This is a genomic window from Aequoribacter sp., from assembly GCF_965659035.1.
Taxonomy (GTDB): Bacteria; Pseudomonadota; Gammaproteobacteria; order Pseudomonadales; family Halieaceae; genus Aequoribacter.
This window is the reverse complement of the sequence record NZ_CBFHWH010000001.1, coordinates 98426-123881: the sequence shown is the minus strand read 5'-3', so window position 1 is coordinate 123881 and position 25456 is coordinate 98426. Positions and strand designations below refer to the sequence as shown.

At 52.2% G+C, this 25456-nt stretch carries 22 protein-coding genes and 1 riboswitch; of the genes, 14 read left to right on the top strand and 8 right to left on the bottom strand.

Going from position 1 to position 25456, the window contains the following annotated elements; all coding sequences use genetic code 11:
• Positions 1-2 precede the first annotated feature (2 nt).
• Positions 3-1853, bottom strand: coding sequence for a TonB-dependent receptor plug domain-containing protein (locus ACTF5Z_RS00560; protein ID WP_438984080.1), 1851 nt, complete (start codon positions 1851-1853; stop codon positions 3-5).
• Between the two features lie 94 nt (positions 1854-1947).
• A riboswitch (cobalamin riboswitch) is annotated at positions 1948-2093 on the bottom strand.
• 130 nt (positions 2094-2223) lie between these two features.
• On the opposite strand from ACTF5Z_RS00560, the gene ACTF5Z_RS00555 reads away from it, so the two are divergent.
• The 5 genes from ACTF5Z_RS00555 to ACTF5Z_RS00535 all read left to right on the top strand — a co-directional run bounded on the left by ACTF5Z_RS00555 (position 2224) and on the right by ACTF5Z_RS00535 (position 9590).
• Positions 2224-2742, top strand: a complete 519-nt coding sequence (locus ACTF5Z_RS00555; protein ID WP_438984079.1) for a DUF501 domain-containing protein — start codon at positions 2224-2226, stop codon at positions 2740-2742.
• Between the two features lie 31 nt (positions 2743-2773).
• Entirely contained in the window at positions 2774-3826 is a 1053-nt protein-coding gene (locus tag ACTF5Z_RS00550; RefSeq protein ID WP_423849315.1) for a 3-deoxy-7-phosphoheptulonate synthase, read from the top strand.
• Positions 3827-3889: 63 nt separating this feature from the next.
• Positions 3890-4177, top strand: coding sequence for a FeoA family protein (locus ACTF5Z_RS00545; protein WP_438984107.1), 288 nt, complete (start codon positions 3890-3892; stop codon positions 4175-4177).
• Entirely contained in the window at positions 4177-6003 is a 1827-nt protein-coding gene (gene feoB, locus ACTF5Z_RS00540) for a ferrous iron transporter B (RefSeq protein ID WP_438984106.1), read from the top strand. Before ACTF5Z_RS00545 ends, feoB begins: the two co-directional genes overlap by 1 nt.
• A gap of 59 nt (positions 6004-6062) precedes the next feature.
• Positions 6063-9590 (top strand): PAS-domain containing protein, encoded by a 3528-nt coding sequence (locus ACTF5Z_RS00535; protein ID WP_438984078.1) that lies wholly within the window; start codon positions 6063-6065, stop codon positions 9588-9590.
• A gap of 28 nt (positions 9591-9618) precedes the next feature.
• Here ACTF5Z_RS00535 and ACTF5Z_RS00530 read toward each other — a convergent pair whose 3' ends face one another.
• Positions 9619-10281, bottom strand: coding sequence for a LuxR C-terminal-related transcriptional regulator (locus tag ACTF5Z_RS00530; RefSeq protein ID WP_438984077.1), 663 nt, complete (start codon positions 10279-10281; stop codon positions 9619-9621).
• A gap of 270 nt (positions 10282-10551) precedes the next feature.
• Between ACTF5Z_RS00530 and ACTF5Z_RS00525 the strand changes: the two genes are divergently transcribed.
• The 6 genes from ACTF5Z_RS00525 (at position 10552) to ACTF5Z_RS00500 (ending at position 17080) form a co-directional block, all read left to right on the top strand.
• Complete coding sequence (locus ACTF5Z_RS00525; RefSeq protein WP_438984076.1) at positions 10552-11934, top strand: DcaP family trimeric outer membrane transporter; 1383 nt, start codon at positions 10552-10554, stop codon at positions 11932-11934.
• Positions 11935-12012: 78 nt separating this feature from the next.
• Positions 12013-12279 carry a DUF4212 domain-containing protein gene (locus ACTF5Z_RS00520; protein WP_423849319.1) on the top strand — a complete coding sequence of 89 codons (267 nt, stop codon included), beginning with the start codon at positions 12013-12015 and terminating at the stop codon, positions 12277-12279.
• A gap of 12 nt (positions 12280-12291) precedes the next feature.
• A complete protein-coding gene (locus ACTF5Z_RS00515) occupies positions 12292-14022 on the top strand; it encodes a sodium:solute symporter family protein (protein ID WP_438984075.1) in 1731 nt (576 codons plus the stop codon).
• A 63-nt stretch (positions 14023-14085) separates the two neighbouring features.
• The gene (locus tag ACTF5Z_RS00510) at positions 14086-14568 is read left to right on the top strand and encodes a hypothetical protein (protein WP_438984074.1); all 483 of its coding nucleotides are present in this window, start codon (positions 14086-14088) and stop codon (positions 14566-14568) included.
• 8 nt (positions 14569-14576) lie between these two features.
• On the top strand, positions 14577-16424 hold the full coding sequence (locus tag ACTF5Z_RS00505) for a DUF294 nucleotidyltransferase-like domain-containing protein (RefSeq protein WP_438984073.1): 1848 nt from the start codon (positions 14577-14579) through the stop codon (positions 16422-16424).
• On the top strand, positions 16424-17080 hold the full coding sequence (locus ACTF5Z_RS00500) for a 3'-5' exonuclease (RefSeq protein ID WP_438984072.1): 657 nt from the start codon (positions 16424-16426) through the stop codon (positions 17078-17080). Before ACTF5Z_RS00505 ends, ACTF5Z_RS00500 begins: the two co-directional genes overlap by 1 nt.
• A gap of 6 nt (positions 17081-17086) precedes the next feature.
• On the opposite strand, the gene ACTF5Z_RS00495 is transcribed toward ACTF5Z_RS00500, so the two are convergent.
• On the bottom strand, positions 17087-18052 hold the full coding sequence (locus tag ACTF5Z_RS00495; protein WP_423849324.1) for an NAD(P)H-dependent flavin oxidoreductase: 966 nt from the start codon (positions 18050-18052) through the stop codon (positions 17087-17089).
• 88 nt (positions 18053-18140) lie between these two features.
• Here ACTF5Z_RS00495 and ACTF5Z_RS00490 point away from each other — a divergent pair, with 88 nt between their 5' ends.
• The 3 genes from ACTF5Z_RS00490 to ACTF5Z_RS00480 all read left to right on the top strand — a co-directional run bounded on the left by ACTF5Z_RS00490 (position 18141) and on the right by ACTF5Z_RS00480 (position 21139).
• On the top strand, positions 18141-18686 hold the full coding sequence (locus ACTF5Z_RS00490) for a PadR family transcriptional regulator (protein WP_438984071.1): 546 nt from the start codon (positions 18141-18143) through the stop codon (positions 18684-18686).
• 62 nt (positions 18687-18748) lie between these two features.
• Positions 18749-20353, top strand: coding sequence for an ExeA family protein (locus ACTF5Z_RS00485; RefSeq protein ID WP_438984070.1), 1605 nt, complete (start codon positions 18749-18751; stop codon positions 20351-20353).
• 3 nt (positions 20354-20356) lie between these two features.
• Complete coding sequence (locus ACTF5Z_RS00480; RefSeq protein WP_438984069.1) at positions 20357-21139, top strand: general secretion pathway protein GspB; 783 nt, start codon at positions 20357-20359, stop codon at positions 21137-21139.
• Here ACTF5Z_RS00480 and alr read toward each other — a convergent pair.
• From alr to ACTF5Z_RS00455, 5 genes are read right to left on the bottom strand one after another with little or no spacing between them, the layout of a single operon-like run.
• Positions 21134-22198 (bottom strand): alanine racemase, encoded by a 1065-nt coding sequence (alr, locus tag ACTF5Z_RS00475; protein ID WP_438984068.1) that lies wholly within the window; start codon positions 22196-22198, stop codon positions 21134-21136. The genes ACTF5Z_RS00480 and alr overlap by 6 nt on opposite strands.
• Positions 22195-23064 carry an aminotransferase class IV gene (locus ACTF5Z_RS00470; protein WP_438984067.1) on the bottom strand — a complete coding sequence of 290 codons (870 nt, stop codon included), beginning with the start codon at positions 23062-23064 and terminating at the stop codon, positions 22195-22197. Before ACTF5Z_RS00470 ends, alr begins: the two co-directional genes overlap by 4 nt.
• On the bottom strand, positions 23064-23921 hold the full coding sequence (locus ACTF5Z_RS00465) for a glutamate cyclase domain-containing protein (RefSeq protein WP_438984066.1): 858 nt from the start codon (positions 23919-23921) through the stop codon (positions 23064-23066). Before ACTF5Z_RS00465 ends, ACTF5Z_RS00470 begins: the two co-directional genes overlap by 1 nt.
• Positions 23911-24651 (bottom strand): 5-oxoprolinase subunit PxpA, encoded by a 741-nt coding sequence (locus ACTF5Z_RS00460; protein ID WP_423849331.1) that lies wholly within the window; start codon positions 24649-24651, stop codon positions 23911-23913. The genes ACTF5Z_RS00465 and ACTF5Z_RS00460 overlap by 11 nt, the downstream gene beginning before the upstream one ends.
• Positions 24648-25418, bottom strand: a complete 771-nt coding sequence (locus tag ACTF5Z_RS00455; protein WP_438984065.1) for a putative hydro-lyase — start codon at positions 25416-25418, stop codon at positions 24648-24650. The genes ACTF5Z_RS00460 and ACTF5Z_RS00455 overlap by 4 nt, the downstream gene beginning before the upstream one ends.
• Positions 25419-25456: the final 38 nt, after the last annotated feature.

Here is a 25456-nt window from a genome sequence, read left to right as displayed (position 1 = left end):
CTCTAAAATTGATAGGACAAGCCGGCATAAATTGCCGCGCGACTGGCGTAATAACCGGGGATTTCTCGGGTATCTGCGTCGAGCGCGTTCTCTATGCGCAGATAGGGCTTAAGATCGCGTGTCAACGCGTACTGTAACTTGAAGCTCAACGCAGTATACCCATCGATCGACTGATTCACTATGCCGCGCGAATCGCCGCGGTACTGCATCGCTACTTGGCCAGAGAGCTTGTGTTGCGGATGGTTGTAGCGTATCGAGAGCGCAGCTTGGTTATCGGGTCGATAGATTCGTGCACTGCCATCTGGACGTTCGCTATTCATCATTGTCGCGTTGGTTGCTACGGTCAATCCTGGGGTTACTGCCCAGTCAGCACTCAGCTCGAGACCCGATACCAATGCTTCGCCGTCGTCTTGTAAATAACCGGTGTAAGCCTCCAAATCGAAGAAAATTTCGTCCTCCACGGTCTGCCGAAAATAGGTGGCCTGAACATGAAGGTCAGCGTTGACCAGCCATTCAACCCCAATGTCAAAGCCCGCGCTTTGCTCTTCTTTAAGTTGAGTCGTGGTGGCTAAGCCATAGGCATAAGGGCCAGAATTGTAGGCGATTTCATACAAGCTGGGGGCTCTGAAGCCGGTGCCGTAGCTGATTTTGTATTTTAAGGTGCTATCGTTCAGTGTTTGTACGACGATGCCTGTGAGTCGAATTGAGTTGTGACGCCCAAAGTCGTCGTTGTCGTCAGTCCGGGCACCGGCAGCTAAAGTGAGCGAATCCATTGGCGCCCATTTGATTTCGGTGTACACGCCGAGCTGATCGCGTTTACGGGTCAGGCTACCGTCATTGAGTTCTGATTGATCTGCATCGGCACCAACAACCGCATGAATGCGCTCGTTCAAATCCAGTTTGCTGGCCCATGCAAGTGACCTCAACTTACCACTAGCGCCAAACGAAAAGGCCTTGTCACTATAAAAAGCTTTGTCAGTCTGACTTTGGCTGTAGCTGAGTCGATGCAGTGCGGTGTCGCCGGTATAGTTTGCTGCAATTTGGTGAGCTTTGCTGTCGTACTGGTCGGTGCAGTCATGGGTCACTTGGAAACTCGCGCTGTAGCAACCATCGTATTCGTTGGTCGCTGATGTGGTCCGGTGCACGACACTGAGCTGCAGGTTGTTGGCTGCTTGCCAGCTGCCGCTCAGATGCTTTGTGTCGTTATCGTAGCCGTCAGAATCTTTTGCCGCGGTATCGGCTGTCGATGCATTGAATCCGTCTAGCGAGCTATTCTGCCAACTTGCCTGTAGGTAGCCATGCTCACCGCTGATCGCGCTTTTGACAAACAGTGATTGCTGATTGTAACGTCCGGTCTCAAGAGAGAAGGTGTTGCTCCATCCCGGTTGGCTGGGTTTCGAGCTCAAATAAATAATACCACCTGCATCCGCCCCGTACATGAGTCCTTGCGGGCCGCGTAAAATTTCCACCGAGGTGAGGCTTTGTGTAGTTAGGTGTTCTAACCGAGGACTGTGTTGTGTGCCTGACGTATCCGTTAAAGGGATACCGTCAAGTACCACAAGGGTTCGGTATCCTTCCTCGCCTCTAATACGCACAGTAGCGGCCTTGCCCGCGCCACCGGTGTGTGTCACCGACATGGATGGCTGGTACTGCAGGACATCCACTAAAGATAAGTTCCCATAGTAATCGAGATCTTCTTTGGACAGCTTTGTGATCGCGGTTGCGATCTCACTCCAGGGCTCGGGGACCCGTGAGCTGGTTATTACGATTTCTTCCAGAGCAGTGGTGCTCGAAGCGAGTGCGTTACAGCTTGCAAGAAGCAGGGCGCAAGAAGCGCTTTTTTTGATAAACACAGTGTATCCTCAATGCCAAAATGTACGGCGATTGAGGGAGGGGTCATAGGCCTAATCGGTGTCAACGAGAAACCCTGATGGAAAGCCCTCCGCTCCATCGGTTGCTGTTCCGGCAGGTATCGGGCTTACAGCGGGGGCTGATTACCGTTGCGGGGGCAGCGCTGGATTTCTCACCAGACTTCCCTTTTAACCTACCCAGCCCACGAGAGGGCGGCAGGCACCAAGAACGCAACCAGAGTAGGTCGTCAGGTACCAGCTGTCAATTGCATTGAGTCGCATTAGCGTATGCAAATATGACGTAAATCACTGTCTGCGGTAGCTGTATCTGCTATGCTAGCGCGCTTTTAGCGCATATAAGACTGTGTTTACTGTGAGCCTAGAAACAAATATTGAAGCCATTGTTGCCCAACAGATAGGACGAACCCCGCAGGGTTTTCAGGGCGTCGCGGTTTGGCGCCGCAGTCGCCCAGCGGTTATCCGAGTCGCTCCTATTGTTCGCAAACAACCGTTCCCGACGACGTTTTGGCTAACTGATCCGGAACTTAACCTGGTGTTAGATCGACTCGAGGCGGGCGGGGCGATCGCCACTTTGCAGTCTCAAGTGGATGTTGATCCGGCAATAGCGGCGCGAATGGCGCAGGATCATCGAGCACACCAAGCGCTGAGACAAAGGCTGTGGACGTCTGTGCAGGCGCAGGAAGTGGCAAGTTCAGCCTTTGCAAAAGTGTTTGAGTCGCGCGGGATTGGGGGTATTGAGGCGGACGACCGAATTCGGTGTTTGCACACGTGGATGGCCTCGCATCTGGTGGTCAGGAATGTCATCGGGGAGATGACGGAAACCCTGCTACCTGAAGGTTTGTTGGATGATTTAACTAAGGCCACAGATTGATGTGGCATAAAAAGTAAGAGGTAGTAGCTGAATGACGACCACGGATGATACTCGGATCAATAAAATCATAGAACTGGTTGCGCCAGAGGCCCTGGTGGCTGAAATCCCGGCAACTGAGGTGGCTGTACATACGGTTTCACGCGCTCGGTCTGCCATTCACAACGTGCTGAACGATGAGGATCCTCGTTTAGTCGTGGTTGTTGGGCCGTGTTCTATTCATGACCCAGTAGCGGCGATGGATTATGCCCGCCGACTAGCAGCGTTGCGTGAACGCTATGCCAATGAGCTTGAGGTGGTCATGCGTGTCTATTTTGAAAAGCCCAGAACGACCGTGGGCTGGAAAGGCCTCATTAACGACCCGGACCTGAACAACACGTTCAAAATCAATAAAGGTTTGGGTCTAGCGCGACGTCTGTTGGCAGAGTTGGCTGAACTCGGTTTGCCTGCCGGTACCGAATATTTAGATTTAATCAGTCCTCAATACATTGCTGATTTGGTTTCGTGGGGTGCAATCGGCGCACGCACCACCGAGAGCCAAACACATCGAGAGTTGGCGTCAGGGTTGTCTTGCCCCGTCGGTTTTAAAAACGCCACGGATGGAGACATTCAAGTTGCCATCGACGCGATTAAGTCAGCTTCTAACCCTCATCATTTTTTGTCGGTCACAAAGCAAGGGCATTCGGCGATTTTTCAAACCGTCGGAAACGAAGATTGTCATGTCATTCTGCGGGGTGGTAAACACCCCAACTATGACATGTTCTCGGTCGATGATACGGCAGCAATGCTGATAAAAGCAGGTCTGCCACAGCGTATTATGATTGATGCAAGCCACGCCAATTCTAGAAAGAATCCTGCGCGTCAGATGGACGTCATCAACGATATCGCAACGCAAGTTGGACGGGGTAGCCGCAGCATTTTCGGAGTGATGATCGAGAGCAATATCGTCGGCGGGCGTCAAGATGTTATCGATACGCAGGCGCTGACCTATGGCCAAAGCATCACCGATGCCTGCATTAGCTGGGAAGATACGGAGCGCGCGCTAGAGGTCTTAGCCGACGCTGTGCTCAAATCGGGACGGCTGTAGTCAACACCCGCGACCTTGGTTTTTGCAAATGATAAGTATTACCATTTGCATTTAAATCTGTTAATGTGTCGGCGTCTATCGTGTGCCGTTTCGAGGTTTAGATTGGATCAACAGTCCCTTTCATTGTGGCAACTGCAGCGCGGGGATACTGTGCTGATTGCACGTTATTCAGACGCGCTTGCTAGCAACTATTGCCGTCGGCTCCAAGAGCTGGGTTTTCGTCTTGGCGCGAAAGTGGTTTGCACCGCAGCTCCAAGTCTGGGTGCGCCGAAACTGTACCGCGTTGATAATGCCGTGTACTCCTTAGACAAACTTGTTGCCGGCGCAATTTACGCAGAGAGACTGGCGTGATGAAAGACGTGCTCGTTATTGGAAGCCCCAATTCGGGTAAAACCCTGCTGTTCAATCGTTTGACTGGCCTGAAGCAAAAAGTGGCAAACTTTCCGGGTGTCACTGTCAGTACCCACGCGGGCACAGCGAGCTTTGATCCCACCTTACAGTTGGTTGATTTCCCGGGCGTTTACTCCTTGCACACTATTTCTGGCGAGGAGGAAGTGGCCGTCAGAGCATTTCAGGAGGCCATTCAGAAGATCGATAAGACTAAAGCCGTGCTCTGCGTGCTTGACGCTACCCGCTTAGAAAAAGGCTTGTTTTTCGCCCTTCAGGTACGTGAGGCCTGTGTCGCCGCAGGCCTGCCCTTTGTCGTTGCGTGCAATATGGTCGATATCCTGGACAAGCACAAACTTAGGCTCGACCTCGACGGGTTAGAGCGCGAATTGGGCGTACCCCTGGTTGGCGTATCCGCTAAATCTGGATTCGGGTTGGAGCGCCTGCAACAGGTGCTATCTTCCGATAACTTGACCACTCCTCCAGCAGACTCAAACTTGCTTGCTAGGGATGAGGGATGGGAGCGCAATCGGGCGGAGCAGCTCGCACACACTTACGGGCCAAAAGGCGACTTGTTACTCAAAAGCCATAGCCGCTTAGATGATTTCTTTTTACACTCAGTCAGTGGTGGATTGGCGTTTTTCGTTATTATGTTCTCTCTGTTCCAGGCCATTTTCACTTGGGCTGCTCCGATGATGGATGCCGTCGAAGCCTCCCTGGGGTGGGCTGCTGAGGGCATAGTGCCCTATATCGGCAATCAACTTGCCGCAGATTTCGTCCGAGACGCAATTTTTGGCGGTGTGGGTGCCTTTTTAGTGTTTGTGCCGCAAATTTTTGTGCTGACTTTGGTGGTCGGTACTCTCGAAGATTCTGGCTATCTCGCGCGTGCGGCGGTGATTTGCCATAGGCCCCTCAATGCGTTTGGGCTAACGGGTAAGAGTTTCGTGCCTATGCTCAGTGGCGTGGCGTGCGCCATTCCGGCAATTTACGCGGCACGTACCATAGAATCGCCCCGCAAGCGCTGGCTCACCTATATGGCCATCCCCTTGATGCCTTGCTCGGCGCGTTTACCGGTTTATGCGCTGCTGATCGCGGCCTTTATTCCCAACGAGTCAATAGCCGGTGGTCTGTTAGGATTACAGGGTTTGGCGATGTTCGGCATTTACTTATTTGGGATTGTAACTGCTTTGCTGGTGACAGCGGCAATTTCTCGGGTTACGCCGGACGCAGAGCACGATGCACCTTTCGTGCTTGAGATGCCACCCTACCGACTACCCTCGTGGCAATCTATTCTGAGAGGCGCTATCGAGCGTGCGGGGTATTTCGTTAAGAAGGCTGGCCCCGTTATTTTTTGGATTACCATGTTAATTTGGTTTTTAGGCTATTTCCCTAATCAAGGACAGGATTTATCGCAGTCTTATTTAGCCTGGGCGGGCCGTTTGATCGAGCCTGTATTCCAACCACTTGGCTTAGATTGGAAGTATGGTATCGCGATTTTAGCGTCTTTCGTGGCACGCGAGGTGTTTGTGGGTACTTTGGGGACGCTGTACGGTATCGAGGATGCGACCGAGAACGTGGTGTCTTTGGCGACGAGGGTTCAAGAGAGCGGCTTGCCTTTGGCGTCTGGCGTTGCGCTGCTGGTGTTTTTCGCGGTCGCGGCACAATGCGTCTCGACGCTAGCAACCCTCTACCGCGAAGGCGGTAGTGCCAAGTTACCACTGCAGTTACTGGTCGGTTATGGACTGCTGTCTTACGCGTTGGCTTGGTGTGCCTTTACTCTTCTAAGCTGACCAATAGTTCCTAGCTCGCGGCTCCTGAGGTATGCTTCTCTTATAAAAAAGGGGAAGCAATGATTTCACCAACGCTGTTAGCGACACTCGGTATTGCCTACATCTTTGTCTTGTTTCTAGTGGCATGGCTAGCGGATCGCCGAGTTGAGGCTGGCCGTTCGCTATTGTCCGGAAAGACCATGCGCGGGTTAGTCTATGCACTCTCGCTTGGTGTGTATTGTTCTTCTTGGACGTTTTATGGCGCCGTGGGTACAGCTAACACTAGCGCTTGGGCGCACGCACCCATCTATCTCGGTCCAATCTTGCTAATGATCTTGGCCTGGCCGGTATTCAAACGCCTGGTCGATACACGGCGAAAGCAGCGCGTCACATCGTTAGCCGATTATTTATCGGCTCGGTTTGGAAAGCGACCTTCTTTAGCGCTTATCGTGACTGTGGTTGCCGTCGCTGCGGTGGTGCCCTACATCGCCCTGCAGTTCAAAGCCTTGGCTCAAGCATGGCAAATGATCAATGTGCACTTTGCGGGTCAAACCTTCCAACAATTGGACACTCAAAGTGTTCCACTTATTGCGGGGCTATTGGCAATTTTTACAGTGCTGTTTGGCGCTCGACGCCTAGATGGCAGCGAGCGGCACGCTGGCGTTATGTCGGCTATTGCTTTCGAATCGCTGATAAAACTGGTGTCTTTTTTAGTCGTGGCATTTTTTGCGCTTGAATATTTGGGGGAAGACAGTGCCTTAGATCCGATACCCAATTTTATGCCCCCGCTTCAGGCAGCAACTTTAGATGCCGATTTCATTGCCAAAACCTTGTTGAGCGCGTTAGCCATTTTGTGCTTACCAAGACAATTCCACGTGAGCGTAGTGGAATTACAAGAGGGCACTAGAGTGGGTTTAAGTCGCTGGGTGTTCCCACTGTATTTATTGTGCTTTCTGCTGCTGGTTATCCCGATCAGCCAAGCGGGGCATATATTGTTTGCCGACAATCCGCAAGTCAGCCCTGACACATGGGTGCAAATGATCCCGCTCGCTCTCGACGCACCTTGGGTGGCCACCGCCGCATTTATTGGTGGTATCTCGGCAGCGACGTCCATGGCGATTATCGCAACCCTAAGTTTATCGATTATGCTCACCAACGAAGTGGTGGCGCCTGCACTGATGCGATTGAGCGCCGGCACGCCCTCGAGTCTGCTGCGCTTGGGTGATAATTTAAAGCGGGTCAGGCGCTTGCTGATCGTGGTGATTATGATTGCCGCTTGGTGGGTTACTGAAGCACTGGTGAATGTGACCTGGCTGACATCTATTGGCTTTATGTCGTTTTTAGGAGCAGCGCAGGTAGCTCCCGGTTTAATCGCCGGCTTGTATTGGCGCAAGGCGCATGGCTTAGCCGTCATGCTGGGGATGTGTTTTGGTTTGTCTCTGTGGTTTTACACTTGCGTCATTCCTTTTGTGTTTGCTGGACAGTATGAATGGCTCAGTGCTGGCCCTTGGGGTTTGGCTTGGCTCTCGCCGATACGATTTTTAAGCCTCGATTTGGGCTCGATTATTGCCAATGCCACATTTTGGAGCCTGGGATTTAACCTAGTCACGTTGATACTGATGTCGTTGCTTTTGCCAATGGCAGCCTCGGACAAACGGCAGGTTGCTTTGTTTTTCCCGGATACCGAACGGGATGCCACCCATCTGGACTTTTCCTTGACCTTAGTCAGGGTGAGTCAGATTCAGGCGCTTTTGACACCGTTTCTGCGCGATCATGGCTATCAGAGTTTGTGGCGCGAGTTTGAGAGCGCCTATGAACAACGTCTTTTGCCCGGCGATCGGGCGCCAAAATTTGTGGTCGAGCGAGTCGAATCAATACTCGCCGATATCATTGGCGTGGCATCAGCGCATCGTGCTATGGAACAACTCGAGTACGGACAACAGCTCGCATTTCAAGATCTCGCTGGAATGGTGACCGATGCCAGTAAGCACAACAGTATTAACCGGTCACTGCTGGAGAGTGCGGTAGAAAACTTAACTCAAGGCATTGCTGTGGTAGACCCTGAACTACGACTGGTTGCCTGGAACAAACGCTATGAGGAACTATTTGATTATCCTCCACGCTTTTTATACTCGGGCTGTCCAATCGAGCGTGTTTATCGTTTTAATGCACAACGAGGAATCTTAAATACACGAGAGGGTGACATTGATGGCGAGATCGAAAAGAGACTTGGATGGTTACGTGAAGGCAACCCTCATCGGCTCGAACGAACGCTGCCGAATGGCAAAGTGATCGATATTCGAGGGAATCCGCTACCACAGGGCGGCTTCGTTACAACGTATATCGAAGTCACTGACTACCACGATGTGTTGGCGCAGTTAGAGGATACGCGAACGGCCCTCGAAGCCGAGGTTGCCTCGGGCACGAGAACGCTGCTTGAGACGAACACTCAATTGCGCAAAGAAAATCGACTGCGAGCTGAAGTCGAATCGCAGCTGCGTGACGCTGGGCGGAGTAAGTCACACTTTATGTCAGCGACCAGTCATGACTTATTACAACCCATTCATGCAGCACGTCTATTTACAGCAAGCTTACAGCAAAACCTGTTACAAAGCGGTGAGATGAATCCGGGCTTGGTTGCGCATATTGACCAGTCCTTGCAGCGGGCAGAACGTCTGATCACGGATCTACGTGAAATCAGTCGGCTCGATTCTGGTAGGCACGAACCTGCCGTCGCCGAGATCGCATTGCTTGATGTGCTCAGTCCTGTACTCGCCGAGCTTACAGCGATTGGGGAATCAAAAGGGCTGACCTTGCGGTGCGTGCCTTCAACACTTTGGCTTAAGGTCGATCCGGCGATGCTCACACGCATCCTGCAGAATCTAATTGGTAACGCCATTCGTTATACCGACCGTGGCAAAGTATTGGTCGGTGTGCGGCGACGAGCTGCTCACGCAGAAATTCAAGTCTGGGACACAGGTCGTGGCATTTCGCTCGCCGATCAGGCTCGAGTGTTTCAGGAATTCGAGCGGATAGGGCGAGGCGACGCGAGTCAAGACGATGGCTTAGGTTTGGGACTGGCGATTGTTCAACGTTATTGCGATTTGCTAAATATTAAGCTCGATATGAAGTCCGAGGAGGGAAGGGGCTCGTTATTCAGTGTTCTTGTGCCTGTGGTCACGCCGCGTGCGACAGCGCCTACTATTGCAGCAGAACCCTTGGCGCCGCGCACTGCCTCGGGCCGGGTGCTGTGCCTTGACAATGATCCGACGATTGTCGCGGGTATGGAGCAATTGATGACCGCCATGGGTTTACAGGTCACGACCCTCACCCACGAACGGGAGTTAATGAGTCTTCCTGCTCCCGTTGCCGAGAGCATTGATGTCGCATTAGTGGATTATCATTTGGACGACGGCACTCGGGGTGTCGATGTCATAACACAGTGGTTTAGCAATTTGGGCAAGACCTTACCTGTGGTTGTGATCAGCGCCGATGATTCGGATTCTGTGCGCAAAGCAGTAGCAGAGGCAGGGTTCAGGTTTATGCCCAAGCCCGTGAATGTAGGACGGCTGCAAGCCCTGATATCCGCGTTACTGAGTAAATCCTAACGCGTGGATGTCCGCCGTTTGGCCCGCATTACTGAGCGTGCTCTTGGGGTTGCTCAGCGGCTAATTGACTCAGGGCAAGAACAGCTTGAGTCCGCGAAAATACACCGAGTTTGCGCATGATCTCTGTCATGTGCGCTTTGATTGTGGCTTCTTTGACATTCAACTCGTAGGCAATCTGTTTGTTGAGTAATCCCTCTACAAGCATAGACGAGACTTTGAGTTGTTGTGGTGTGAGCGATGCGATTGCGGCGGCCGTGTCGATCGTTTCCAATTGTGTCGGGCGGGAGCTGATTGTAAGGTTCGGGTGCAGTCCGGTTTCCCCTTTTAAAACCGCCAGCACACATTGTTCGATCGTTGTTTTATCCGCTGATTTTTCGATAAACGCAGCGGCTCCAAAGTCCAAGGCTTTTCGAACGGTCGTACTGTGCCCATTGGCTGAAATCATAATAACAGGCGTTGCGGGAAAATTACCGACAAACCATGACAAGGCCGAAAACCCAATGGCTCCGGGCATGTTTAAGTCGAGTAAAAGCAGTGATAGCTCCGTCTCGCGCTCAGCCACTTTTTGCAGGGAATCAACATCTGGTACTGATAAAATCTGGTGGTCAGGTAGCAAATCTTTGAGAATGCCGCCAATGGCACCAGAGAAGAGCGGGTGATCGTCGGCAATTAATATGGTTTTTATTGTCATTAGCCCTAGCCAGTAATTCAGGAGTCAACAAAGTCTACCAATAAAAAGGCCGGGAGCAAGTCCCGGCTAACTGGTGGCATTGCCACCAAGGGCTATGTCATCGAATCAAAGAGTGACTCGACGGGTAAAGTGTAAGCGTCTTTCTTAATTCGTGCAGTCGACTTTGGTCTAAATTCGCTCAAAATTTGACTAAGGTCTAATAGTCGTCGGTCTTTCTTGCCCTGCAAACTGCCCCCTGCGGTAACAACAACCAAAAAAGGGGTAGAGAATATGAATAAAAAACGATTGGCTTTGGCTTTAAGCGTACCGTTGCTAAGCGCTCAAATGGCGCTGGCATCGGGTGGTGCTGAGAACGTCGAGTCGCGTATCAATGCTTTGGAAGCTCAAATTGCGGAGTTGAAAGCCATGCTGGCAGCGACGCAATCGCAAACTGACGCAAACGCCAAAACCTTGCAGACCACACAGGTTCAAGCGAGCGAAACAGCGAGCGGCTTAGAAACCGCGGTCGCCACGTTAGACTCCATGAAGGGCAAACTGTCGAACACCGAGTTTGATTATGGCGGCTTCATCCAGCTAGACAGCATTACCACGACCTATCAGGAGGGTAAGCCCGGTAATCGTCTGATCGATGATTTTTTGGTGGCATCGCTTATTCCTGTGTCGGGCCCGGGCGCGCAGACCGACAGTTACACCAACACGAACATTCACAACAAGACCTCTCGGGTATTCTTTAAAACCAAAACGCCCACGGACGCGGGAACCATCTCGAGCCATGTCGAAATGGACTTTATGCTCAGTGGTGCAGGGGATGAGCGTATCTCGAACTCTTGGAACCCTCGCTTGCGGCATGCTTTTGTGAAATGGGACTACGAACCCGGTAAATCGGTATTGGCAGGTCAAACGTGGTCGACCTTCTTCAACGTGGGTGCGTTACCCGGTGTATTAGACTTTGTTGGCCCGGTAGGGACCTTGTTTAATCGTCAGCCGATGATCCGTTGGACGAACGGGAACTATCAGTTTGCTCTGGAGAATCCGGCGACACGTTTGAATAGTTTGACGGGCACACGCTTGGATGATGCGGAAGCTATGCCGGATATCGTGGTTCGCTACAATGGCGGTGATGGCAGCCATTCGTATTCTTTGGCCGGTGTAATGCGGACCCTTCAGTATGAGGATCGCAGTAATCTAGCGCTAGAGGGCCAGAACGACAAGGCCATGGGGTACGGTTTGAGCTTGGCGGGTAAGGTTGTCACCGATGGTAAGAACAACCTCAAATACATGTTGAACTATGGCTCTGCTTTGGGTCGTTACTTAGGCTTGAATGCCTTTAACGACGGTTACCTGAATGCGCAAGGGGATATCGAAACCATCGATCAAACCGCATTAACGCTCGCCTACGAGCACTATTGGACCCCTGAGTGGCGCAGCGTGTTTTCTGCTTCTGTCGCGAGCGCTGATAACCCCTCGATGGCTGATTACGCCGCTGCCGGCGGTTTGGCCAAACAATATCAGTCGTTCCACGCGAACCTACAGTATTTGCCAGCGCCCGGATTGATGTTAGGCGGTGAGCTGTTGTTCGCCAGCAAGGAGTTGGAAGATGGCCGTGATGGCGACATGAATCGTCTGCAGCTGTCGGTCAAATATGCTTTCTAAGACTAAGGTCTAACAGCGCGTGACTGGCTTGAGGGGTAACATCAAGTCAGTCGGGTTTATAACAACAAGGAGATACTCATGTCCAAATTAACCGATGATCAAGCTCGAGCTTACTGGAAGCGAAATTTATCGCTGATGGTCAAGCTCATGGTGGTCTGGTTTATCGTCAGCTATGGTTGCGGCATTTTGCTTTTTGATGCCTTAAACGAGATCAGATTGGGGGGTTACAAACTAGGATTCTGGTTTGCACAGCAGGGTTCGATTTACACCTTTGTGGCCTTAATTTTTTATTACACCAAAAAGATGGCAGCGTTGGATCGCGAATTTAACGTTGAAGAAGAATAAGGAATTAACGTCATGGATTTACAAACATTAACCTATATTGTGGTTGGCTTCACCTTCGCGCTCTACATCGGTATTGCAATTTGGTCGCGTGCCGGCTCAACCAAAGAGTTCTACGTAGCCGGCGGTGGTATTCATCCCGTTGCTAACGGTATGGCAACAGCGGCTGACTGGATGTCGGCAGCATCTTTCATTTCAATGGCCGGTATGATTGCCTTTATGGGCTACGGCGGCTCGGTGTTTTTAATGGGCTGGACAGGCGGCTTCGTGATCTTGGCGATGTTGCTGGCGCCCTATTTGCGCAAGTACGGCAAGTTTACCGTACCTGAGTTTATCGGGGACCGTTTCTATTCTAAAGCTGCACGAGCGGTGGCGGTTGTCTGCCTCATTATCTGCTCCGTAACTTATGTTATCGGTCAGATGAAAGGTATCGGCGTAGCCTTCTCGCGCTTTTTAGAAGTCAGTTACGAGACGGGGCTGTTGGTTGGTATGGTCATCGTGTTTTTTTACGCCGTGCTCGGTGGTATGAAAGGCATTACCTATACCCAGATCGCGCAATACTGCGTACTGATCCTGGCCTACACCATTCCTGCGATCTTTATCAGTTTGCAGCTGACAGGTAATCCTTTCCCTCAGTTGGGGCTAGGCAGTACCCTAAGTGGCACCGATACCTTTTTGCTCGATAGACTTGACCAGACGGTAACCGAACTGGGGTTCAAGGAGTACACCACGGATGTACGACTATCAACCTTGAACATGTTTGCTTACACGCTGTCACTGATGGTGGGCACAGCGGGCTTGCCTCACGTAATCATCCGTTTCTTCACGGTACCTAAGGTGCGAGATGCCCGTTCTTCTGCGGGCTGGGCCTTGGTGTTCATTGCCGTGTTGTACACAACGGCGCCTGCGGTTGGTGCGATGGCTCGATACAACATCATGAACACGGTTGAACCCGAGCCAGGCCAGTACTTGGCGTACGAAGAGCGTCCCCAGTGGTTCAAAAATTGGGAGAAAACCGGTCTTTTGGGCTACACCGACAAGAATGGCGATGGCCTTATTCAGTACAGCGCGAATAAAGAGACGAATGAGTTGACCAAGGTAGATAACGACATTCTGGTTCTGGCTAATCCAGAAATCGCCAAGCTGCCTAACTGGGTCATCGCGCTCGTGGCTGCCGGTGGATTGGCTGCGGCTTTGTCGACGGCTGCCGGCTTGTTACTCGCAATTTCTTCAGCGATCTCGCACGACCTATTAAAAGGTATGCTGACACCAGACATCGATGAAAAGCAGGAGCTGATGGCTTCACGAGTGGCAATGGCAGCCGCGATTGCCGGAGCGGGTTATCTCGGGTTTAATCCTCCTGGATTTGCTGCAGGTACGGTTGCTCTGGCGTTTGGTTTAGCCGCATCGTCGATCTTCCCTGCGCTGATGATGGGCATTTTCAGCAAACGCGTTAACAAAGAAGGTGCCATTGCAGGTATGGTAGCTGGTATTGGTGTGACCTTGTTGTACGTGTTCCAGCACAAAGGAATTATGTTTATCCAAGGCACCGAATTCTTGGGAAGCATGTCACCGAACTGGTTTATGGGGATCGAGCCCAACGCCTTTGGTTGTATTGGCGCGATTGTGAACTTCGTAGTAGCCTTTGCTGTGTCTAGCGTAACGAAAGAAGTGCCAGATGAAGTGCAAGAGTTAGTTGAGAATATTCGCGTGCCCGCAGGAGCAGGAATGGCCCAGGACCATTAAGGTGGCAATGGAGCTATAAATCTAGAACGGGCAGTTTACTGCCCGTTTTTTTTAGGAATACTTATGTCAGTTTTTACCAATAAACATGTCGTCGTCGCGTTACTCGTGGCCCCGGTTTTAGCGATTGGCGCGTGGTACGCGGTCGGTCTGATTGGGGCTGAGCCTGCACAAAAAGCTCTACCAGGTCAGAGTTACCCTTTGGTCGCGAAGAGCAACTGTCGGTATGCCAGTGGGCAGTGTTCACTGGAGAACGGTGACATTGAGTTTGAGCTCACTCCAGTGACCTCTAACGGCGCGCTGAGCTTAAAAATTACGAGTAACCAGAGTATTGGGCGGGTCATGCTGGGACTAGGGCTGGATACCGATCCGCCCAAACCAGAAGAGGCGCCTTATGATGCCTCCAGCAAGTCCTGGCATTACGCGGTGACTGAGAATCAAGCGGATAAATTGTTTTTTGTCGCTGAGATTCGCGGTAGCCGCTATTTTGCGAAACTCGATACCGTATTTTTTGAACGTTTAAGTAGCATACCCCAAGGCCGGGATTAGGTGGTGCTATGGCAGATGAGTCCGCCGAATTAAATCCGGTTCTTGAGTTCTTGGGTGGCACGCTCCCGTTTGATTCGTTAGCATCAGAGCGACTGGCTGCGATCGCGGCCCAAATCCAAATTTGTTACCACCCACAGGGCGAGCTTTTTGACGACGACGAGGAAGTTGGGTTAAGGGTTCTGCGCTCGGGCGCTGTCGATTTATTCTATCAAGATGGCTCCTTGATGGATCGCTTGGGCGAGGGGGAAAGTTTCAGTCTTCAGGGGCTTAACGCAACAGGCCTTCAGGTAAGCGCCAAAGCTATCGAGGATGCTCTTGTTTATATCTTGCCTGCCAGCGCCTATCAGGCGCTGCGAAAGGAACACCGGCATCTTGATCGCTATTTTTCGGCCCAGCGCAGTCGGCGGTTGCGACGAGCAGCGCGCTATGAGCCCGTTCCACACAGGATGAATGCGCCAATCGCTGGCATTATGGCGAGATCTCTGCTGACGGTCGCGGCCGCCACACCAATACAGCACGTCGCGCAGTTGATGTCCGAGCGGAGAGTCAGTTCGGCATTTATTACCGAGGGCGAGACCTTATGCGGAATCGTGACTGATCGTGATCTCCGGGTCCGTTGCGTGGCCAAAGGGCTTGATGTGCTGGAACCTATTAGCGCCATCATGACCACGGATCCAAAGACTTTAAATGCGCAGGCCACCATCTTTGACGCCACACTTGCTATGACGCAGCTCGGGGTGCACCACATTCCCGTGGTCAATGAGGATTGTTTGGTGGGTATTGTCACGACCTCTGATCTGATGCTCGCCAAACAAGATGATCCAGTCTACTTAGTCACACACATTGGGCGCCAGGACTCCGTTGAGGCGATTGCGACAATGGTGGCCCAATTGCCATCGCTCATGGTTGCTTGGTCGTCATCTGGACTAAAGTCCCAACATGTGAGCCGCTTACTCACAGCAATCAGTGATGCCGTGGTTATTCGATTGTTGCAGTTAGCTGAGGTGCTGTATGGCCCCGCGCCTGGTCCATACTGCTGGTTGGGTTTTGGGTCGCAGGGACGGGGTGAACAGTTGCTTGGTGCCGATCAAGACAATGGGATGGTCATCGATGATAGCGTCCCAGAATCGCAGCGAGATTGGTATCGAGATGTCGCCCATTATGTCTGCGATGGACTCGCGCGCGTGGGCTATCGCCACTGTCCCGGTAATATCATGGCGAAGAACCCTGAGTGGCGATTGAGTTTGCAGCAGTGGCAAGAGACCGTTGCTAAGTGGACCCGAACTCCCACTGATGATGCGGTAATGCGGGTGACGATATTTTTTGATATCCGCGGGATTTATGGTGACCAAAGTCTGGCAGAGAGATTGCAGCAAACCATGTTGCGTGAGGCCAAAAACAATACGATTTTTATTGCTGCACTGGCATCAAACGCGCTTGCTGCGACCCCACCTTTGGGCGTATTCCGACGCTTTATCGTTGAACATGACGGTGAGCACAAAGAATCGGTCAATATTAAGAAGAGGGGTATTCTACCAATCACAGATATTGCGCGTTTGCATGCCCTGGCCAATGGCTTGACTCAGGTTAATACCGACGAGCGTATTACCACCTTGGCTAAAGCCGGCGTGTTACAAATTAAAAATGCACGCAACCTGAGCGACGCACTGCATACTTTGCAGCAGGCTCGAATAGATGAGCAGTGCCGGTTGATTACGGCAGGAGAGGCACCTGGCAACTATATCAACCCTAGAGCGCTTGGCACCATGGGGAAGGAACAACTACGTGACGCCTTCACCATTATTAAAGAGGCGCAGAGCGCTATCAAACTGCGCTACCGCTCGGGTTTAGATTGATGTTGAGCCGGTGGCGCACACTGTGGCGACAAAGGCGAGCCCGGCCTCTCGCAGGACAGTGCTTAAAAGATTTTTGGGCGCTGGGGAAGGGCACGCAGATCAGCGACTATCGGGGCTTTATTGTTGTTGATTGCGAGATGACAGGGCTCAACGCCGCTAAAGATGAGTTGCTTAGTATCGGGTGGGTTCGGTTATCTCATCAACGTATTGAAATGCGCAGTGCTAAGCATCGTTTAGTGAAGAGTGGTGTGAGTGTCGGTCAGAGCGCCACCATTCATTTGATTCGTGATTGTGAACTTCAAAAGGGACACAACATTGATGATGTGTTGCGTGAATTGCTGACGGATGCTCTCGGCTTCTTACCTGTGTTTCACAATGCGAGCTTGGACTTGGCGTTTTTAAATGGCGCCGTTGAGCATGCGTTTGGTGCACCTTGGTGGCCGAGTTATGTGGATACCTTGTTAAACGAGAAACGCCTATCGGAGCGTCACACTGAAGTGCCCAAGAGTGGGGCTTTGACGCTGGCCCAGAGTCGACGGCGATACAATCTGCCTGACTACCAGGGGCATAACGCTATGGTCGACGCAATTGCGACGGCGGAACTGCTATTGGCCCAGATAAAAAAAGGGGTGACGATATCACCCCTGTGGTCTTGATACGCTTTAGAGTGCAGCCAGTCGGGCTTTCGCCGCTTGGTACTCTTTGATTAAGCGTGCTACGCGGTCGCCAGCAGATTCTACTGACTTAACCGCCCCAATGCCTTGGCCGCAGCCCCAGATGTCTTTCCAGGCTTTAGCGTCGGTGTTGCCGCCCGAGCCGAAGTTCATCGCTGACGGATCACTCACGGGCAAATTGTCTGGATCCAAGCCTGCGGCGCGTACAGAGGGCTTAAGGTAATTGCCGTGTACACCGGTGAATAGATTGCTGTAGACGATGTCATCTGCTGCGTAATCAACGATCGCCTGCTTGTAACCTTCGTCGGCATTCGCTTCTTTGGTCGCAATGAAAGCTGACCCGATGTAGCCCATATCTGCGCCCATGGCCTGTGCTGCGAGCACAGCGTCTCCGGTCGCGATTGACCCTGATAGTAACAGTGGCCCATCAAACCACTCGCGTATTTCTTGGATCAAGGCAAAGGGTGACAAGGTTCCCGCGTGACCACCCGCGCCGGCGGCTACGGCAATAAGGCCATCCGCACCTTTCTCAATCGCCTTGCGGGCAAATTTATTGTTGATGATGTCATGCAGCACAACGCCGCCATAGCTATGAATGGCCTCGTTGATTTCAGGTTTGGCGCCCAAAGAGGTAATAATGACCGGCACTTTGTGTTTTACACACAGCGCTAAATCTTCCTGTAATCGGTCGTTAGACCCATGCACAATTAAATTGACTGCGTAGGGTGCCGCGGGAGCGTCAGGGTTTGCCGCATCGTGTTCTGCAAGCTCTGTTGTGATGCGAGTCAACCACTGATCTAGCACTTCAAGGGGACGCGCGTTTAAAGACGGAAATGAACCGATCATTCCCGCTTTGCATTGTGCGATCACGAGGTCTGGGTTAGAGATGATAAACAGTGGCGAAGCAATGGCTGGAATGCGCACCTTGTCCTTCAAAATTGCGGGTAAACTCATGGCCTGTCTCCTAGGTGGTTTTAGATTTGCTCAACTATGCAATAAATTGCATAATGAGTCTACCGATAAATGGAGTTTTAATCGTCACATGTCGCTTGCCCACGCCATCATGACCGCCGTTTTAGATGACGAGCTGACTGGCTATGAGCTGGCCAAGCGGTTTGACACCAGTCTTGGCTTTTTTTGGCAGGCCTCGCATCAACAAATTTATCGAGAGTTGAAGACGCTAAGCGAGAAAAACTTCCTCACCTCGCGTGCAATATCGCAACAAAAGCGCCCTGATAAAACCGTCTATCGTCTTACCGATGAAGGCCTTGAGCATTTGCAGGCATGGGTGCATAACACCACTAAGCCTAGGCTTGCGAAAGATGAGTTGTTTATCAAACTCTACAACTTGTCAGAGGACAATCTAGCCGCTCTGATAGGTGAGGTGCGAGAGCGTCGCGAGCACGTGCAGAGAAACTTAAGTTTGTACTATCGCATCCGTGAAAAAAGCTACGCGAATTTTTCGGAGTTGAGCACGCGCATGAAAGGTGTTGCACTGGTGCTGGACGCTGGTATTCGCGATGCCGAGTCGATACTGCTATGGTGTGACAGTGCCCTTGAGCGCTTGGGTATGATTACGGCTGGATGACCGGTTGTTTTCCTCTCCCTGCGCCTGGGGCATAATGGCGGCATCTAGCATTGAGGTAGTGTATGTATCTTGAATATTTTGGTTTGGTTGACGCGCCGTTCTCGATTGCGGTCAATCCGCGCTACTTGTATTTAAGTTCACGTCACAAGGAAGCTCTCGCACACCTGTTGTACGGTGTCGCGGGGGGCGGTTTCGTCATTCTGACAGGTGAGGTCGGTACCGGTAAGACCACATTAAACCGTTATTTTTTGGCGCAGCTGCCAGACACGACCGATATCGCGATGATTCAAAATCCTGCTTTATCGTCGCAAGAGTTTTTAGCCTCTGCCTGCGATGCCTTTGGTATCGACGTGGACCAAGACGCAAGTCTGAAGGTGTTAACCGACAAGCTGCGGGCATTCTTGCTGCAAAATCATGAAAAAGGCCGACGCAGTATTCTGATGGTAGACGAAGCACAGCACCTTGAGTTGGATGTGTTGGAGCAGGTTCGGCTGTTGACCAATCTAGAGACAGACACTCAGAAGTTGTTACAAATTGTACTGATCGGTCAGCCTGAACTGATGGCAAAGCTGAATAAACCAGAGCTCAGGCAGCTGAATCAGAGGATCACTGGCCGCTATAAACTGGGCGCCTTGACGCTAGACGAGACGCGCGAGTATGTCGAACACCGCCTCTCAGTCGCGGGAATGGCGCCTGGTGTAAGCCCCTTTAGCGATGCCAGCATTCGCGCGATTCATGAGCGTACGGGCGGAGTCCCCAGACTGATCAACTTACTGTGCGATCGCGTATTGGTCGCCTTGTTCGCCAAACAAAAGCGCAGTGCAGACAAAAAGCTGGCGCACCTAGCGGCTCAAGAATTATGGCAAACGGATGGGGAGGTTCAGGTGCGGACCGATGCGGTCGCGTCTTCGAGACGACCCTGGGCGATCTTAGCGAGCGCGGGGGTAATAGTTTTCGCAGCGGTGCTGACTTGGTATTTGGTTCAGCGCGACGTCAGTGTCGCAAACCAGTCACCGCAAGCTTTCACCCAGCCTCTTAACGACGCCGGCGCATCCGAGCCTGAACCGATGCCTATTCGTGCTTTTAATCAATTGAAGCAAGTGCTTTGGCGTGCCTATGATGGCTACGGACGCGCTTGTACCAACGATGCACTGTTGCGTTGTGTCGAGGCCACACAAGGGGATTGGCAGAGTATTGCCCGCTTAAACCGACCGGTTATCCTGCATTTGCTGACGCCTCTGCGCGAGCGACACTTTGTGCTCGTAGATACTGTGCGACTCGATAATGGGCGAGTGTCGAGCGTGACGCTGGTCTCGGATGACGGTGGTGTGCAGGCTGAACTTGACGAGTTGGCAGCTCTGTGGACGGGCGACTATTTTTATATTTGGCGACCCCCGATGAGTTTTGACGCGGCAGTCGGTTTGGGTTCAATCGGTTTGGACGTAGTAGACATAGCTCAGCGTTTTGGGCGCTACGACAGAACTAACCAGGTGCTCGCGGACGAGGTATTTACCCAAGCCCTGCATGAACGGGTAATTCAATTTCAGGCGGAGCAGGGTTTGACAACGGATGGTATGGTAGGTCGTGAGACCTTGGTTGCTTTGGCTGCGCAGATGAATGAAAGACCGACTGCCGCTAGCGTATTAGACGCTTGGCGAGATTTGTAGCCTATGTCTCTTGTAAGCGATGCGCACCGTCGTGCTAATGGTGAAATAGTCACCACACAAGTGCCGTCTCACTCGATTTCGGTATCATCGTGGGTATTGAGTATTGTGCTTGCAGCGGCACTGGGAAGTGCAGCGACGGTCTGGTTTGTAAGCACAGCTTTTGCACCTGACAGTGAAGTGGTTGTTGAGCCCGCGCAGACTCCTGTGATCAATAGTGCCGTATCGAGTGCAAAACCAGTGGCCTCTGGCAGCGCTGATCCAGTCGAGACGCAGACGTCGAGTGAGCCTTCGGCGGCTCTTATGGCCTTGTACGATCGCGCCAGAGCAGAGCGAACAAGTTTTACTCAACAATCCGTTGAGTCTGAGATGCCAGCGAGTTCGATTCAAATCGCCACAGATTCAGCCCCTTTGCCATCGCAATCTGAGCTTAGTGTGCCAGCTCCAGCGGGCATGAAACCCGCTGAGATAGACCAGAATCAGCTGCTCGCTCGCGCACAAAGCTTGTTGGCGAGCAGTCAGCGCGATGCGGCACTCGCAAGCGCCTTACCCTTGCTCGAGTCTCTAAGTGACGAGGCTAGGAATAGTGTGCCGACTTTATTGTATAGTGCGCACGATTTCCAATCCCAAGGCGTGAGCAAAGTGATGATTAACCGCGAATGGTGGTCCGAGGGGCAGCAAATTAGCGGCATCAAAATCATTGAAATCCGGGAAAAAAGCACCGTGTTCGAGACTGGAGATGGCACGCGCTTTTTGTTGCCGGCACTCAGCAGCTGGGTAAACTTATAGCAACCAGTTGCCGCTTCGTGGTAAGCGTTTCGGAATGCGCGCCATGATCTCGTAGCCGGATAATTCATTGTGGTTGGCTAAAGCATGAAGCGTCATGTGGTTGCCCCATACTTCGACCAAATCTCCCTCTTTTGCCACAGGTATGTCGGTCACATCAATCGTCAGTAAATCCATTGAGACTCGACCGACCACTGGGGCAAATTGATTGTGGAGCCAGACCTTGGTTCCACTCTTTATGGATCTTGGGTAGCCATCGGCGTAACCGATAGGCAAGGTAGCAATTTTCGACACTCGCTCGGCGCACCAGGTGCTACCGTAGCCGACGCATTCGCCCACAGCCAGCGATCGGATACTGTGAATACGAGTGTAAACACTCATGACCGGCCGCAGGTTCTCTTCGATATGCGCCAGCGGGCTTCCCCCGTAGAGTGAGTAACCGGGTCTTACCCAGTCCAAATGCGTATTTGGGTGCATAAGGCACGCCGGTGAGTTGGCCGCACTCATCATGAGCTTGTGGCGTTCCCCCAAACGAGTCAGTCTGGCGAGCTGCAAGGCGGTCTTCTCAGCATCGGTATCGGCGTCCGAGAAGTGCGTAAACAGGACGGTATCCTGAGGTAAGCGGTTATCGCGACACAGCTCGTTTAGCTGTGTTTCTGATAGGCCTAGCCGGTGCATACCGGTATCGGCTTTTATCCAGACCGTAGGGCGTTGATCGAGCGGTTGAGCCAGATAGTCACGAACTTGCCAAGTGTTGGTGAGCGCGACCGTCAAGTCGTGTTGATAAGCCGCATCGAGCTCAGCGGCATCAAACGTGCCTTCAAGCACTAAAATCGATGCGGTTGGGTTGAGGGCTCTCAGCTCAAGACCTTCGGTACAGTGAGCCACCGCGAATCCATCGGCGATGTCGGACAGAGCGGGCGCGATAAGTTTAAGGTCATGCCCGTAGGCGTCGGCTTTGACGACACACATGAGTTTGCTGCCGAGGCAGTGCTGCTTTAGCCATAGCGCATTGGCGCGAAGCGCCTCAATATCGATATAAGCGAAGGTTGGGCGTGTCATGCGTACTCGTATTTATGCCGTTGGAACAGGTCAATAACACTTGCCCACATGGGGCCAATCTCTCCATTGCCAATGACTCGCTCGTCGATTTGTGTTACCGGCGCCAGCTCTCTCGTGGAAGAACTCAGCCACACTTCGTCCGCGTCTAGAAAATCCTGCAGACCGAGATCTTGCTCTAACACGGTGATCTTGCTGTGGTCTCGAAGGACATCAATGACTAAGCCTCGAGTAATACCAGGCAATAAGGTGTTGTCCAAAGCCGGGGTAAAAATCACGCCATTTTTAATGCAGAACACATTGCTGGCCGAGGCTTCTGTGATTTTTCCGGAGGGCCGATACAGTAAGGCCTCGTCAAAACCTTCATCAACGGCGTGTTGATAGTGCAGAACGTTACCCAGCAGTGCGGTGACTTTTACATCACAATGCAGCCAGCGAAGATCCTCCTGGGATTTTAACTTTAGGCCCACACTAGGCTTGTTGGTGCTGGAGGGCGGTGCAGGTATTTGGAAACTGTAGGCAAACTGAGTTGGGCTTAAATCGTCACTGTAGGTGTGATGACGCTTTGCCGCGGCGCCCCGTGAAATGTGCAAATAAACGCCACAATGCTCTGTGGGTGATCCCTGTGCTAGCGTGCGAATGATGCCGGCCCAGTGGCTGTCGTCATGACCTGCTTTTATACCGATTGCTTTTAAGTTGCGCTGTAAACGATCGATATGCCGCTGCAGTGCAATCGGTTTGCGATTGTGACACGGAATGACCTCGTAGATACCGTCGCCAAACAAGAAGCCTCGGTCCATAGGCGAGATCTGTGCTTCGTTTTTTGGTAGGTAATGACCGTTAAGATACGCGAGTTCAGGTTGTGTCATTAGGCGCCCTTCTCTGTGCTAAAAATGTTAATCAGCGCATCAATCAAACGATTGCCGCTACCCAATGTCAGTCCATCCTCGGTCGCTGTGGTTTTGTGGGTAACACCATCGACAGCACCATGCTGGGTCAGCCATTCTAACAAAGGTCTTTGCTGCAGATCCTGTAAAAACGGCTTGTCCGACCAGTGACCTAAGAAGCCGACGAGGGCATAGGCCCCCCAGTTACTCACGTCGGCAATTACCAGCTCGTTACACCGACCCACCGCTTGCTGTATCGGTAGATCCGCGGCGACAGCGTCGATGTTCCCCATGCCCGCCTCGTTACCACCGTCGCCAATGCCTATGGTGGGGCAACCTTGGGTCTTCATAAAACTTTCGAAATTACCGCATTGCGCTGATATGTCGATGCCTCGGATATTGTAATAATTGCCGTCTGCCGCGGCTCCAGGGACCTCAATCGCGAGAATCAAGTCGGGCTTGATCCTCCCCAAACTTTCATCGCAGTGTCGCTGCTGCTCGCTGGCATGTGCTGCGTGCAGCGCTAACACTTGGTGCGTCGGTGCAAGCACAGCGGCTAATGCGGGTGGTCCTGCAAGCCAGACTTCAGCGCCCAGGCTTTGCAGAGCTTCGTACAGTGCCATCGCGCCAGCCGGCCCGTCTGTCTCAAAGGTATTGGATACAGGGAATCCTGTGCCGATAAGAATTGTTTGATTTCGATGTTCCCAAAGTTGCTGCGCTGCGCGAGCGCAGTAGCCTGGCGTTAGTTGCGGACGAAGGCGAGCCATACCTCGGGGATTGTGCGCTACCAGCAGTTCTTCAACGCGCTTGCTTAATCTCAATGACTCTTCAGTTAACACAGGTATCCACCAAGTCGCGAAGTTCTGTCAGTGCCGCTAAGGCAGAAGGGCTGTCGCCATGCACGCACAAGGTTTCGGCCTGAAGGTTTATCGCTGCGCCGCAATCGCTGATAACTCGACCCTCTGTGATCAAGCGACGTGCTTGGTTTAGCATTTCAGACTGGCTTAATACGGCGCCCGGTTGTGATCGCGCAAGCAGAGTCTTGTGTCTGGTGTAACGACGATCCGCGAACGCCTCAAGCATTAAATCCACGCCCACATGAGCGGCCTGTTCGAGCATCGAGTCTGTGGTTGCCCCGGCCGGCACCATCAGTTTGAGTGCGCAGTCTTTTGCGACCTGCAGCAAGGCATTGAAGGTCTCTGGCTGGCTGAGCATGTCATGGTAGAGCGCGCCGTGGGGTTTGATGTACGTGACCTGTGTTTCAAGCGTTGTGGCCATGCCGGCTAACGCTGCCGTCTGATAAAGCATATCATTGTACAGGTCTTGAGGCGCGATTCGCATTGATCGCCTGCCAAATCCGACGCGGTCGGGGTAGGAAGGGTGTGCCCCAATTTCCACTTGGTTTTTTTTAGCCAGCTTTAAGCTTGCGAGCATGGTGCTCGGGTCGCCAGCGTGAAATCCACAGGCAATATTTGCTTGGTCTATCAATGGCATAATGTGTTCATCGTCGCCGAGATGCCAAGCGCCATAGCCTTCGCCTAGGTCGCAATTTAATCTAAGTCGTGTCATAAGGTCGCAAGCTCTGCATTGCGTAAATCGGTCACTAACATATGCCCGGGTGCATGGGTAATCGCACATGGAATTTTCGCCGCGCGCAGGGCCTGTTGCGGTGTGACGCCGCAGGCCCAAAAAACAGGGATCTCACTCTCGAGAATCTCGACGTTGTCACCGTAGTCTGGTTTGTTGATGTCATCAATACCGATATCTTTGGGGTTGCCAAAGTGAATCGGCGCACCGTGCACAGCGGGGAAACGGCTGCATATTTGAATCGAGCGAATGGTATGAGACACGCTCAGAGGCCGCATGCTCACCACCATATTACCGCTAAAGGGCCCCGCACTTTGACAGGCAATGTTGGTATTGTACATTGCGACATTCCGATCCTGTTCAATATGGCGCAATGGTATGCCCGCCTGGAGTAGGGCGTCCTCGAATGAGAACGAGCAACCCAAGCCAAAAAAAACCCAATCATCCTGCCAATAGTCGTTAATGTCCTGCAGTTCTTCGGTTGGACTGCCATCGACAAAAAGTTGGTATTTTGGGCAGTCAGTGCGAATATCGAAATCCCCAAGCAAAGGCACATTTGTCTCCCCTGGGTTCGATTGCCCAATAATGGGGCACGGTTTGGGGTTTAGAGCGCAGAACCTTGCGAAGTCAGCCGCAAAGGCTTCGGGCAAGGCTACGATATTGCATTGCACATAGCCATCGCACGCACCCGCAGTGGGCCCTGTCCATTTACCTGTTCGGCACAGTTGTCGTAAGTCACTCGGTGTCATAAGCTAAGGGCTGAGTAAAGAAAGCAAAACGTTATCAG

Excerpts from the sequence above, each read along its gene's own strand:
- ACTF5Z_RS00535 (WP_438984078.1), top strand. The coding sequence starts at position 6,063 with ATGATTTCACCAACGCTGTTAGCGACACTCGGTATTGCCTACATCTTT.
- ACTF5Z_RS00520 (WP_423849319.1), top strand. The coding sequence starts at position 12,013 with ATGTCCAAATTAACCGATGATCAAGCTCGAGCTTACTGGAAGCGAAAT.
- ACTF5Z_RS00460 (WP_423849331.1), bottom strand. The coding sequence starts at position 24,651 with ATGACACGACTTAGATTAAATTGCGACCTAGGCGAAGGCTATGGCGCT.
- ACTF5Z_RS00505 (WP_438984073.1), top strand. The coding sequence starts at position 14,577 with ATGGCAGATGAGTCCGCCGAATTAAATCCGGTTCTTGAGTTCTTGGGT.
- ACTF5Z_RS00490 (WP_438984071.1), top strand. The coding sequence starts at position 18,141 with ATGTCGCTTGCCCACGCCATCATGACCGCCGTTTTAGATGACGAGCTG.
- ACTF5Z_RS00485 (WP_438984070.1), top strand. The coding sequence starts at position 18,749 with ATGTATCTTGAATATTTTGGTTTGGTTGACGCGCCGTTCTCGATTGCG.
- ACTF5Z_RS00530 (WP_438984077.1), bottom strand. The coding sequence starts at position 10,281 with ATGACAATAAAAACCATATTAATTGCCGACGATCACCCGCTCTTCTCT.
- ACTF5Z_RS00525 (WP_438984076.1), top strand. The coding sequence starts at position 10,552 with ATGAATAAAAAACGATTGGCTTTGGCTTTAAGCGTACCGTTGCTAAGC.
- ACTF5Z_RS00500 (WP_438984072.1), top strand. The coding sequence starts at position 16,424 with ATGTTGAGCCGGTGGCGCACACTGTGGCGACAAAGGCGAGCCCGGCCT.
- alr (WP_438984068.1), bottom strand. The coding sequence starts at position 22,198 with ATGACACGCCCAACCTTCGCTTATATCGATATTGAGGCGCTTCGCGCC.
- ACTF5Z_RS00495 (WP_423849324.1), bottom strand. The coding sequence starts at position 18,052 with ATGAGTTTACCCGCAATTTTGAAGGACAAGGTGCGCATTCCAGCCATT.
- ACTF5Z_RS00470 (WP_438984067.1), bottom strand. The coding sequence starts at position 23,064 with ATGACACAACCTGAACTCGCGTATCTTAACGGTCATTACCTACCAAAA.
- ACTF5Z_RS00550 (WP_423849315.1), top strand. The coding sequence starts at position 2,774 with ATGACGACCACGGATGATACTCGGATCAATAAAATCATAGAACTGGTT.
- ACTF5Z_RS00545 (WP_438984107.1), top strand. The coding sequence starts at position 3,890 with ATGTGTCGGCGTCTATCGTGTGCCGTTTCGAGGTTTAGATTGGATCAA.
- feoB (WP_438984106.1), top strand. The coding sequence starts at position 4,177 with ATGAAAGACGTGCTCGTTATTGGAAGCCCCAATTCGGGTAAAACCCTG.
- ACTF5Z_RS00455 (WP_438984065.1), bottom strand. The coding sequence starts at position 25,418 with ATGACACCGAGTGACTTACGACAACTGTGCCGAACAGGTAAATGGACA.
- ACTF5Z_RS00510 (WP_438984074.1), top strand. The coding sequence starts at position 14,086 with ATGTCAGTTTTTACCAATAAACATGTCGTCGTCGCGTTACTCGTGGCC.
- ACTF5Z_RS00480 (WP_438984069.1), top strand. The coding sequence starts at position 20,357 with ATGTCTCTTGTAAGCGATGCGCACCGTCGTGCTAATGGTGAAATAGTC.
- ACTF5Z_RS00515 (WP_438984075.1), top strand. The coding sequence starts at position 12,292 with ATGGATTTACAAACATTAACCTATATTGTGGTTGGCTTCACCTTCGCG.